The 11,862-nt window shown below is 50.7% G+C and carries 7 protein-coding genes; 6 read left to right on the top strand and 1 reads right to left on the bottom strand.

Translation table 11 applies throughout. From position 1 onward, the window contains the following. Nucleotides 1–12 precede the first annotated feature (12 nt). Genes EA392_02770 through EA392_02760 form a run of 3 tightly spaced genes read left to right on the top strand, consistent with a single transcriptional unit; the run spans nucleotide 13 to nucleotide 8,090 of the window. On the top strand, nucleotides 13–6,957 hold the full coding sequence (locus EA392_02770) for a hypothetical protein (GenBank protein TVR40944.1): 6,945 nt from the start codon (nucleotides 13–15) through the stop codon (nucleotides 6,955–6,957). A 37-nt stretch (nucleotides 6,958–6,994) separates the two neighbouring features. Beyond that, complete coding sequence (locus EA392_02765; protein ID TVR40943.1) at nucleotides 6,995–7,270, top strand: ATP-dependent Clp protease adaptor ClpS; 276 nt, start codon at nucleotides 6,995–6,997, stop codon at nucleotides 7,268–7,270. Between the two features lie 19 nt (nucleotides 7,271–7,289). Beyond that, complete coding sequence (locus EA392_02760) at nucleotides 7,290–8,090, top strand: M48 family peptidase (protein ID TVR40964.1); 801 nt, start codon at nucleotides 7,290–7,292, stop codon at nucleotides 8,088–8,090. A 9-nt stretch (nucleotides 8,091–8,099) separates the two neighbouring features. On the opposite strand, the gene EA392_02755 is transcribed toward EA392_02760, so the two are convergent. Then, nucleotides 8,100–9,062, bottom strand: a complete 963-nt coding sequence (locus EA392_02755) for a pyridoxal-phosphate dependent enzyme (protein TVR40942.1) — start codon at nucleotides 9,060–9,062, stop codon at nucleotides 8,100–8,102. 131 nt (nucleotides 9,063–9,193) lie between these two features. Here EA392_02755 and EA392_02750 point away from each other — a divergent pair, with 131 nt between their 5' ends. The 3 genes from EA392_02750 to EA392_02740 all read left to right on the top strand — a co-directional run bounded on the left by EA392_02750 (nucleotide 9,194) and on the right by EA392_02740 (nucleotide 11,858). Continuing rightward, on the top strand, nucleotides 9,194–10,081 hold the full coding sequence (locus EA392_02750) for a hypothetical protein (GenBank protein TVR40941.1): 888 nt from the start codon (nucleotides 9,194–9,196) through the stop codon (nucleotides 10,079–10,081). Between the two features lie 70 nt (nucleotides 10,082–10,151). Continuing rightward, entirely contained in the window at nucleotides 10,152–10,847 is a 696-nt protein-coding gene (locus EA392_02745) for a DUF4918 family protein (protein ID TVR40940.1), read from the top strand. Nucleotides 10,848–10,931: 84 nt separating this feature from the next. Then, nucleotides 10,932–11,858, top strand: coding sequence for an ATP-binding cassette domain-containing protein (locus EA392_02740; GenBank protein TVR40939.1), 927 nt, complete (start codon nucleotides 10,932–10,934; stop codon nucleotides 11,856–11,858). Nucleotides 11,859–11,862 lie beyond the last annotated feature (4 nt).

The following is an 11,862-nucleotide window of genomic DNA, read 5'->3' as shown; positions in this document are numbered from 1 at the left end:
AACCTAAGCAGAATGATAGTCATTGCGCTGTTTTTGCTGGTAGGGAATGGACTGTTTGCTCAGAAAACACCTACGGAAGAACTTCGCAAACAAGCAGACGAATTGTTCGAACAAGAGCGCTTTGGTGAAACCCTGGCGAGTTACTCCCAGCTTCTGAGTCTCAATCCTACGAACCCCGACCTCAACTATCGTTTCGGTGCCTGTTTGGTATATGGTTCGGCAGACAAGGACAAGGCTTTTAAACACCTGCGTTTTGCCATGGACAAGGAAGGCATTCCTCCGGAGATTCACTTTTTCCTCGGAAAGGCCTACCACCTGACATACCAGTTTACCGAGGCCCTTGAACAGTATCGAATCTACGAGCAAAAAACCGACAGACGCAGAAAGGGGAAGATTGACGTAACCCTCGCCATTGCGCAATGCCAAAATGGTCAAAATCTGCTCTCCAACATCAAGGATATCACCGTTCTGAACAAGGTTGAAACCAGCGAAAAAGATTTCTTTCGCAACTACGACCTCGAAGCCATTGGCGGCCGCATTCTGGTTTGCCCGGAGGAGCTGCTCACCACCTACGACCTCAAAACAGGCGAGCGCTTCCTGATGTACTTCCCCGGCAATACCTCTACGGTGTTTTTCTCAAGCTATGGAAAGAAGGGTGATACCGGACGAGACATCTACCGGGCATCCCGACTTCCCAACGGAAACTGGAGCAAGCCCATTCCCATGACGGGCATCAATACGCCTTACAATGATGACTTTCCATTTCTGCATCCTGATGGTGAGACTTTTTACTTCGCGTCAGAAGGCCATTCGAGCATGGGAGGTTATGACATTTTTAAGTGTACCTACAACCCGGCCACAGATAAATTTACGCAACCGGAAAATCTCGATTTTGCAGTCAACACGCCGGACGATGACATGCTCTATATCACCGATCGCAACCACGAAATGGCTTGGTTTTCATCCTCCCGAAGCAGTGATCAGGGCCGGATGCACGTGTACAAGGTGATGGTTGCAGCCAATCCGCTACAGCTTGTATTCATCAAAGGAACTTTCAAGCCCGACGTGCCCGGTGTCACCCCGTCGGCGCGAATAACCGTAACCGATGCCCTTACCCAGCGTGAGGTTGGGCAGTTCGCAACCGACGCCACCACAGGACAGTACATGATCGACCTGCCTCGAAGCGGAAAGTACAGGTTTACCGTGGATGCACAGGGTAGTGAGCTCGCTCACAACGGCTTGGTGGAGGTGCCTGCCCACCCCACAGCCGTTGCTTTCGGACAAGAACTTGAGCTACTCCTTGTGAACAACAATGAGCAGCTCGTAATTAAGAATTTGTTCGACAGTCCTTTGCAGGAAGATATGTTTGCGCTTGCCCGCGATGTGCTGAAGTACCGTGCAGGTCTCGAAGTAAACTACGACCCGACGGCAGTGGCAGAAAAACCTGTTTTAAAAACGCCTGAAACCGGAATCGAAAACCTTTACCAGGCGGCCGGATTTGCCGAAGGCCTATCCAATCAGGCAGTAGTGGAAATCAGCAGAGATGCCCAGCGGCAACTTGAAGCTAAAACAGAAAACATTCGCAACCAGCGTGATGTGGCTTATACCCTTGCTGAAGCTAAACGCGAAGCTGCAGCGAAAGCCGCACGGGATGCAGGTGATCTCCTGCGACTCGCCGATGCAGTGGGCGACCAGGAGGTGAGCAGCAGGTACTACATGCAGGCAGCCGCCGCGCGTCATGCAGCCAACAAACTGGCCAATGAGTCGGAGGTTGCACTGGCGCTCGCAGGGCAACTCAACGAGCGCATGGTAGAAGTAGAGCAGGAAGAACAAAGAGCCATGTTGCGCGCCGAAGCACTCGAAAATGCCTTGCAAAGCGGTGAGCGCGAAGCTGTGATAGCGGCCATGAAAGAGGTCAAAACAGCGCGGGATGAGGAACAGAAACAAGGAACCGATGAATACCTGGCCTTGCGCGAAAGAGCCCAGAAAGAGCGCAAATCTGCCGATATATCCGGGCGAATGGCCCAGGAACTGCGCGATGATGAAGCATCATTGATGATGCGAATCAAAAACCGCCGCTTGCAAATGGAGTCTGCCAAAGTAAAAGACCGCCCGGCCATACAACGCGAAATTGATATTCTTGAACAAGACCTCAACGACGTACAAGGGCAGATTGAAAACCTCTTCGGAAGTCTTAAGGATGGACAGCAAGGTGCCGAAAGTTTGGCGCAACAAGCAGAGCTCTACCGAAAAATTGAGCAAAAGGCCACCGATCTCTATATCCCGGCCGACAAAGTGCGCAGCTTTGAACCCGGCCAGGTGGCGGAAGTTACCCGGCGCATTCAATCTGTGCGGCAACAGACAAGCGACATGGACCTGAGCATGGAAGTGGTGCGAACTATTTTGGAAGACGATGCCAACATTGCGCTCAAGGCTTTTGAAAGCACCAAAGAGTTCGAAGACTTTGTATCGTCCTACGATCTTGGAGCGCAGGTGCGTGCAGAGCCGGTAAGAGCCATGAAGGAGGAGGAAGCACGCGAGCAGATTGCGGCTGCCGAGGACTGGATCGAGGTAATTGGCCAAAACATTGCCGAATTGGAGCAAGAGCGAGCCACACTCGAAGCAGGTGTACAACGCGACGAGATTGACAGACAAATTGAAGAATTCCAGCAGCTCAAGGGTAAACAACTGCAGGAAATTGACGATGCCCGCAAATCTTTGGCTGAAATAGGAAGAGAAGAAGCTGTTCCTTTCAGCATCACCGCGGCTGAGCCGGCAGCGTCTTCTCAGTCTGCCGATCCACGAGACAGACCCAGCTTAACCGTGGCCCAGGCGCATCCGGTGTATGCAGAGCTCGACCCGGATTTCCATCAGAAACGCGAGAACATTGCCGCTACCTCCTCTGATGTTTCGGAGGAAATGGCTCGGATGGCAGATGTAAACCGCGGGTTTCTGGTGAAGGTAGAGCGCGAAATCAACAGTATGCGCGCCATTCCGGAAGAGGAAATGTCTCCGCAGCAGGCGCAACGTTTGGATGCACTGAAAGAAATCAGAAGCGAACTCACCGACGAGATGGTTGCTTACGAAAGAGAACGCGCGTCGGCCATTGGGCAGCCTGCACCCACCAGCGCCCAAATCATGATGGAAATCGCCGGTTTGGCCGAGCGCACGGAAACTGAAGCTTCCGAAACCCGCCCTTCTGAAACCAGCGGTATTGCTGCTTCGGAACCTGCTGCACTTTCCAACGAAACTACAGAAGAATCCCCGGCAGCCGAGCCTGTTTCCGTTCCTGAGGATCCCATCGCTGCTATCCCTGAATCCATCGGCTATGAGGACATAGACCCGGCATATGAAACAGCCGTTCAGCGCATTCAAACCACCAGTCTTGCTGAAAGTGAGCGCACCGAAGCAGTAATTGAACTGGGCGAGCAGTTTATCTCGAAAATTGACGAAAAGGTTGCCGAAATGGAAGCCTTGCGTTCAACAACCGATGAATCAGGGCGAAGGAAAATAGACCGCGCCATAAGCCAGATGGAACAGGTAAGGGCTATCAAAGCCAACGAGTTGGAAGCCGAGAGAGAAAACTTGCAAACCCTTCGTCACGAAGAGTTTGTTGCAGAGCACCAAATCATTATCAACGAGGCGGATGCAGATTATGCAAATGAATATCAAGCCATTACAACTTCTACGGACAGTGAGTACATCAAAACGGTTCGCAAAGCACAATTGGAGCAGCGGGTGGCGAATCGCATTGAAGCTCGTATTGAGGAATTGGTTGGTGAAATGGATGCTGCAAATGATGGTGCAGAGCGTCAACAAAAACAGGAGCTTATCCAGGAATTACAATTGCAGAAACAAGAGCGGACCATTGCCTACGAATCGCTTTTTGCATCGGCAGAACAGCTTCGGCAAAGCGACGAAGAATGGGCCTCAACACCGTCTGCAATGGTTAAAGAAGAAAGCCCTGCCGATGTAGCTGTGGTGAATCCTGAGCAAGCAGATGCTGCGTTGCCTGAAGAGCGTACAACCGAAACAGAAATGCCGATTACAGAGGAAGCAATACGTCGTGAAAGCACTGATCAATTGCCGGGTGAAGAGTTTGTTGCCGATGAATCTGAGACGGTTGAGGAGGTATCCGATGCCTCGGAAATCAACGCGGGCAATGTGCAGCAATGGCTGGGTTCATCCGAAACTTACCTCGCTTCTTTGCAGGAACTGATTGTTTTCGGTGATGTGGAAGATTTGTCATACAAGTCGTTGGGAGCTTCTTTGGCACTCGAAAGCATGTCGGGAGATTTGCAGCGCCATCACAATCGCGTGATTCAACTGGTGGAAAGCCGGGGAACCCAAATTGAGAATGAAGAAAGCCTGAAAGCCTTGACCAATTTGCTTCGCGACGAAGAAGCCATGCAATTGCGCGCTGCTTCGGTTAATCAGCAGGAGTGGAGCTACTTCAGCGAGTCGAACTCCAACTTGATGGAGCAACTTGAGGCGCGTAATTGGTCAGGAATTACGCAAGATGATGTTTCGCGCTTGCAACAAGAGCAGAACGACGCGGCAACCCTTCTTGCACGCGCTGCGGAATTAAGGAATGAAGCCCGCAGCGAGAGCAATTTCTCAGCGAGAATGCAGCGCATGAAAGAAGCTTTCTACATCGAGGCCCAAGCCATCGAAAAGCTGGCCCGTGTGAATGCAGTTTTGGATGAACTTGATTCCGGAAGTCAAATGGCATGGGAAGAATCAGCCAGTCGCGTAGTGCCCATTGCTGTTACAGGCGAAACCATGCGTCAAAGTATTCAATCGGTAACGCTGGCAGAGCTTGCCATAACTGCTGAGGCCGACGAAAGCGAAGTTTCGGAGGAGACAGGGTCAGTTCAAATAGCAGCGCAAGAGCCCATTTTGGCATTTGAGCCTGAGGTGCGATCGGTGGTACAACAGGATTTCGGTCTTACCCCTGAGCAAATAGAAAGGGTAGAAGCCAGCCCGGTTGCGATGGAGTGGTTCAGCCTTCAGGCTCAGGCCCGCCAGGCCGAACAGAACAAAAAACGCATCGCCGTAGAGGCCTCCTCCGCATTGGATGATGCCGAGCGAAAACTTGTGGAGTCTGAAGAGTGGGCCGCCCGCGCCGATGAAGCAGATAATGAATCTGAGCGCGAAGAGGCATCTCGCAAGGCAACCGGTTTACAAGATGAAGCCCGTGCATTGTTTTTACAAGCCCAGCAACTGCGCGATGAACTTGCGCGCTTGAACAAGGAAGTCGAAGATTCGCGAAGCAAAGCAGATGAAGTACTTGCTAAAATGGAGCCTTCGCAATCGCGGGAGTTGGTATCCCTGGTGCAGGAAGAAGCCGACATGATAGCCGCTGCACAAGAGCCCCGCGTCGATCAAACGGATGTGCAAGAGCCCTCTGCACAAGTTATTCAGGATGCAGAACCTGAAAGCAGGGCGGAAGAAGTGCCACAGCCACGCGCAACTCAGACCAGCGTTGAGGCAGACGAAGAACCCTCAGAAACGATTGCCGATACTTCGCCGGCTACAACAACGTCTGCACCGGAAACTCCTCAGCAAGTCCGTCCTATGGAAATACCGGAGCCTCGTTTGGAATCGCCCGTTACTCGAACTGCCTACGCGCCCATACCCGAGTTGCAGATGGGAGTGAGCACACAGCGTTTCGAAACCACCGCCCAGCCCCAGTACTCCACTGCCAACCCCATCCCGGTTGACAACCCCTGGCCCGAGGGGCTGGTATTTGCTGTGCAGGTGGGCGCTTTCCGAAATCCCATTCCGCAAGATCACTTCAGCGGTTTTTCGCCCATCAGAGCAGACCGCGTTGCCGAGGGAATTACGCGCTACACTGCCGGACTTTTTCCTGACTTTAACAGAGCCATGAGCGCACGAGACTACATCCGAAATCGCGGATACAACGACGCATTTGTGGTGGCCTATTTGAACGGCGAGCGCATCGCGCTGAACCGAATTCCCGATGAGTCACAGGCAGCCGATGCGATTGCTCAGGCCACAGGAAAACAGCGCGTGGCAGGAACAACAAGTCCTGCACCAGCGGTGTCATCTTCGGCACCTGCAGAAACGACACAGGCTTCAGAAGCTCCGGGCACAATTTCCACAACAACTCCTGAGTCAGGGAGAACGGCGCAGCCTGTAGAAGCACCGCGAACAGCTCCTGCCACAGATCTTCGAACAGATTACTACAGCGATCCGGATGCAGCAACTGCAACTCAGGTTGAGCGCATCCGCGGATTGTTCTTTACCGTGCAGGTGGGTGTGTACTCCAAACCTGTATCGTCCGACGCTTTGAACAACATCATGCCGCTCAACAGCGAGCTTACCAACAACGGATATATCCGCTACACCTCAGGGATGTTTCCGAGTGTGGAACTTGCCCAAAGCCAGCGACAGGTGGTGATGAATGCCGGAGTGAGCGATGCTTTTATTACGGCCTACTACGATGGTCGCAGAATTACCATGGCAGAAGCCCGTGCCTTACTCGCTGCCGAAGGTGAAGATGTGCTTGCAGGCACACCGCGAGCTGCTGAAACGCCCCAAACCGAGCCCGTGGAGCCTACATCGGTTGAACCCGAACCTGCACCTGGCGAATCTGCTACACCGCCAGCTCAGGTGGATGGTTTTCAGCTGGAAAGCGCTTACGACTTTCAGCCGCGCGACATTCGTTTTTTGCTGGATCTCGGTTCCTATGGAAACGAAATGCCCCAGGAAGTTGCCGATGCCATACTTGCGCTACCAGATGCCGGCGTTTCAAGATTACAGCTTCCCAATGGCAAGTTGCACTACCTGAGCCGTCCTACTAAAAGCTACGCCGAAGTCGAGGCCTTGAAAGATACGTTTATGGAAAGAGGCGTTACAGAAAGCACCATCAGGGCAATGGCTTTGGGTTTCCTGCTCAAAGTGGATGAAGCGAGAGAAGTTACAGGACAGTAATTGCTATTTCTGTAACTTTGCAGAAGAATTGATGGAAATGTCACAACAAACGGATATACGCGCGCAGGAGGTTCTGGTAGAGGAATTGGTTGCCAGTCACGAAATCATTCTGTTTAACGACGATGTGCACACCTTTGATTACGTCATTGACTCGCTCATTGAAATTTGCGATCATGATCCCATTCAAGCCGAGCAATGTACCTATATAGTGCATCACAATGGTAAATGCTCTGTTAAAAAAGGTACTTATGATGAGCTTGAGCCTAGGTGTACAGCCTTGCTCGATCGAGGCCTTACGGCTGAAATTGCCTGAAACCAACCATCCCATCCGCATGAAAAAATACAACCGATTTACCACATGGCTCACCGTAGCGCTGTTTGTGGGCTGTACCACCGTGCCCATCAGCGGCCGTCGGCAAATGAATCTCTACCCGGAAAGCACCATGATTTCCATGAGCCTCCAGGCTTATTCGGATTTCCTGGGAGATGCAAATGTGTTGGGAATGCATGACTCACGCGCCAGGATGGTGAGAGATGTGGGTGATAAAATTGCGGCATCGGTTGAGCAATACATGAAGAAAATCAACCAGAAGAAAAGAGTGGAGGGTTTTGAGTGGACATTCAACACCGTGGATGACCCAACCGTAAATGCATGGTGTATGCCGGGAGGTCGCGTGGTTTTCTACACAGGTATTTTGCCTGTTTGTGAAGGCGAAACGGGCATTGCAGTGGTAATGGGGCATGAAATTGCTCACGCCGTGGCCCGTCATGGCAATGAGCGAATGAGCCAGGCTGTGATGGTTTATGGCGCCGGTATGACATTGGATGTGTTGACCAGTGAAAAACCCGGGTTGACCCGTGACATTCTGCTGCAAAGCTTTGGAATTGGCTCAGGATTGGGAACACTTGCTTTTTCTCGAAACCATGAAAGTGAAGCCGACAGACTTGGAATGGTGTTTATGGCCATGGCCGGCTACGACCCTCGTGAAGCTGTGAATTTCTGGACGCGTATGAGCCAGTTAGGAGGTGGCCAAAAGCCCCCTGAACTTCTCAGTACACACCCCAGCGATGAGCGTCGCATCAGAGATATTGAGGCGTTTATGCCTGAAGCCCTCAAGTATTACAATCCATAACAAGACTGTTTATTTGAGGAAAGGTACAGCAGACCAATCTACATTTCCTCCCGACAGAATCAACGCCACCCTTTGCCCTTTAAACAGGTCGCGGTGCTCATGAAGCACGGCCAGTGCCAGCGCGCCTGAAGGCTCTACAATCACTTTCAGTCGCCGCCAAATCAGCTCCATGGCCATGGCAATGGTTTCTTCGCGCGCGGTCAACACGTCGTGAACCAACAACTTCATCACTTCAAAGGGCAGCTCGCCCAGGTTGGTGCGCAATCCGTCGGCCACGGTAAACGAGCCAGGTGGATTGGTACACAAAGTTCCACTTTTCAACGAGCGCTCGCCGTCATTAACATTCAATGGTTCTGCCCCATAAACCTTGCAACCGGGGTTGTTGTATTTGGCCGCCAGCGCCGTTCCGCTCAAGAGGCCGCCACCGCCCAGCGGAACCAAAACATTTTCTACGCCGGGCACATCCTCAAATATTTCAAGCGCCGCGGTTGATTGCCCGATGATGATGTCCATGTGGTCGTAGGGAGGAATGTACGTAGCTCCTGTTTTCGCAAGTAAATCTTTTAAAACAGCTTCACGGGCTTCCACGGTAGCCTCGCAAAAAGTGATTTCTCCACCCAATTCGCGCACACCGGCAATTTTACTGGCCGGGCTGTTCTCCGGCATTACAATGTGAGCCTGTATTCCCAGGGTTTTGGCAACAAGGGCCAGCGCCTGCGCATGATTGCCGGAACTGTGCGTGGCAACACCCCTGTGCTTTTCTTCGGCAGATAATTGCAATGTTGCATTGAATGCGCCGCGTGGCTTAAAAGCTCCGACCCGCTGAAGGTTTTCGCATTTGAACCACAATTCAGCCCCAGCCCACTCATTAAGCCAGTCGCTTCGCAGCAACGGGGTGCGATTTACATACGGCTTAATTCGCTGCTGCGCCTGGTGAAGTAGAGCATTTCCTGGCAAATCTGTGTGGTGCATATTCAGTTTTGTCGATTAATTATTCGATTTCGCCCAAAGATAAACACCAATTATCTAAATCAAAACAATCAGGTCAATCAGCCCCAAACATGAATAAATACGGCCACTTTTAAAGTATTTGAACAATTTTTATGATTGCAGGTTTTGTTCATGTCATTTTAATTATTGTACATTTGCTCAAACTAAAAAAATTAAATCTAATGGCAACTTTTCAATTCAAAGATTCTGAGGTAGCTACAATGCGCGACTTCTACCACGAAGAACTTCGAAAAACCCTGTCGCGGTTGGAACACATTAAAGGTGTGCTCGATCAGTTGGGCGACAATACAACTCAAATTCAGATTTCTGTGGGGGGTGCGCAGGCTATTTCAACTGCTGCTTCAAAAGCAAAAACCACCGAAGCAAAGGCCGGTGCAACCTCAGAAAGTAAAGCTGCCCCAAAAGCGAGTAAAGGAAAGAAACGAGGTCCCAAATCTATTTGGGGCGCATTTATTCTTAAAAGATTGCAGCAGCTCGACAAACCTCTGACTTACGAAGAATTGGTGGAAGAGGCGATGGTTTATTTCAAACTGAAAGAAGAACGTCGTCAGTCAGTGACCAACGCCATTATAAACAGTGCATTCCGACTACGAAAGAATAGTGGCCGCGTTGATACCTTCGCCAAAGGCGGTCGTATTAAATTTGTTGCGCTGAAGAGCTGGTTTGAGGCGCCTGGAAAGATCAAAGCCGAGTACGGCAAGAAAGTTACCTCACCCAAGGAAAAGCCCCGCAAACCCCGCCGCAAGAAAGCAGTAACGAAGCCTACCAATCCTGTAGTTGCTAAGGCTGCTGCTCCAAAATCTGCAGCTGCAAAGCCCGCCACTCCTAAAACATCGGCGACGAGAGGCCCTGGCCGTCCCAAAGGACCTTCAGCAGCCAACAAAACAAGTGGCGTGAAGACTGCAACCCGCACCAAAGTTACACCGGTGAAAACAGCACCTGCTGCGAAAAAGGCAACCGCCTCAGAAGACAAGAAGTAACTTCTATTAGCTTCATACAAAAGCCGCCATCGCGCGGCTTTTTTTATTTTGATCCTTTCTGTAATTTGCAATGATGCACACAACAAAAACCTTTGGCGAGCAAATGCTCCGTTTTTACGACGCTTTGACAGTACCTTCATTACCTGGTGGAGTAGAACCGCTGTTACCTTTTCGTAAAGAGCAAGTGCGCAACGGAATGACGGCTTTTTATCAGCGCTATTACAATGACAGCAATCCGCGTGTGCTGCTTTTTGGTATCAATCCCGGTAGATTGGGTGCAGGGTTAACAGGGATAGGTTTTACCGACCCTGTTCGCTTACAGGAAAACTGTGGAATACCCAATCCACACCCCAAAAGAACAGAGCCCTCGTCCACCTTTATTTATGATGTTATTGACGCATTTGGAGGAGCTCAGCATTTCTTTGCACATTTTCATTTTAGCTCTGTGTGTCCTATAGGTTTTGTGCACAACGGAATCAATATGAATTATTACGATACTCCCCAGCTTCGGGAAGCCACCACGCCTTTTATTCTTGAAAGCATGAATAAACAATTGACTATGAATATTAAAAGGAGTGTTGCCTTTACCGTAGGCAAGGGGCAGAACCATCGCTTTCTGGAAAAGCAGAACACGGAGCACGGCTTTTTCAGCAAACTGGGCACACTCCCTCATCCACGCTGGGTCATGCAATACAGGTATAAAACACGGCATTTATACGTGGAAGAATATGTCCGAACGCTTGGGGCTGTCCTTAATGAATTTTAACAACTTGCCAGGCATTCATTTTTCATCCGAAAGTTTCTGACTTCTTACATTCGCAGTGAACCTTAAAAAGCCGACATTTAAGCCATGAACGTAGTGGTAGACGGGGTTTCGAAAACCTATGGAATACAGAAGGCAGTGAACGACCTGTCCTTTGAAGTTCGCACCGGAGAAGTACTCGGTTTTTTGGGCCCCAACGGGGCGGGAAAAACCACCACCATGAAGATGATTACCCAATGTATGGAGGTGGAAAGCGGCGATATTCGGGTAGGAGAGTGGTCGGTACTAAATGACGGGCCTGAAATCAGAAAACATATTGGCTACTTACCCGAAAACAATCCGCTATACACGGAAATGCCGGTAATTGATTACCTGGATTTTTGTGCGCGGGTGCAGGGAGTGCCCTCTGCCGAGGTAAGTCGTCGTATTCGCGAAATGGTAGGCGTGTGTGGTCTGAATCGTGAGAAGCACAAAAAAATAGGCGAACTCTCCAAAGGTTACCGCCAGCGCGTGGGCCTTGCGCAAGCCATGATTCACAACCCTGAAGTGCTGATTCTGGATGAACCAACCACCGGACTCGATCCAAACCAGATTGTGGAAATACGCAAACTCATCAAGGATCTTGGCCGCGAGAAAACCGTTATTCTAAGCACCCACATCCTTCCGGAAGTAGAAGCCACCTGCGATCGTATCCTTATTATCAACCGGGGTGAAATCGTAGCCGATGGCACAGCAGCATCACTTAAGCAACAGGCAAGCGGAAAAAACATGGTGCGCATCAGGCTGGGAGGAAATGACTTGAGCAGTGTTTCACAAACCCTCGAAAGCTGGCCCGAAACCGGGCGATTATCTACCCTGGATGCTCCATCAAATCTCTGGGAAGCAGAAGTGACAGATGTCAACGCGTTTGCCCAATCACTCACTCGGACATGCGCAGTCAATGGTTGGTATATATTGGAAATGAGCCCGTCAGAAACCAGCCTCGAAGATATATTCCGTGGTCTAACCCTATAAATCG

The sequence above is a fragment of the Cryomorphaceae bacterium genome, assembly GCA_007695365.1.
Classification (GTDB): Bacteria; Bacteroidota; Bacteroidia; order Flavobacteriales_D; family SKUL01; genus SKUL01.
This window is presented reverse-complemented; position numbering and strand designations above follow the sequence as displayed.

What these genes read in the sequence shown, in the direction of transcription:
- EA392_02770 (TVR40944.1), top strand. Translation starts at nt 13, where the DNA reads ATGATAGTCATTGCGCTGTTTTTGCTGGTAGGGAATGGACTGTTTGCT.
- EA392_02765 (TVR40943.1), top strand. Translation starts at nt 6,995, where the DNA reads ATGTCACAACAAACGGATATACGCGCGCAGGAGGTTCTGGTAGAGGAA.
- EA392_02760 (TVR40964.1), top strand. Translation starts at nt 7,290, where the DNA reads ATGAAAAAATACAACCGATTTACCACATGGCTCACCGTAGCGCTGTTT.
- EA392_02755 (TVR40942.1), bottom strand. Translation starts at nt 9,062, where the DNA reads ATGCACCACACAGATTTGCCAGGAAATGCTCTACTTCACCAGGCGCAG.
- EA392_02750 (TVR40941.1), top strand. Translation starts at nt 9,194, where the DNA reads ATGATTGCAGGTTTTGTTCATGTCATTTTAATTATTGTACATTTGCTC.
- EA392_02745 (TVR40940.1), top strand. Translation starts at nt 10,152, where the DNA reads ATGATGCACACAACAAAAACCTTTGGCGAGCAAATGCTCCGTTTTTAC.
- EA392_02740 (TVR40939.1), top strand. Translation starts at nt 10,932, where the DNA reads ATGAACGTAGTGGTAGACGGGGTTTCGAAAACCTATGGAATACAGAAG.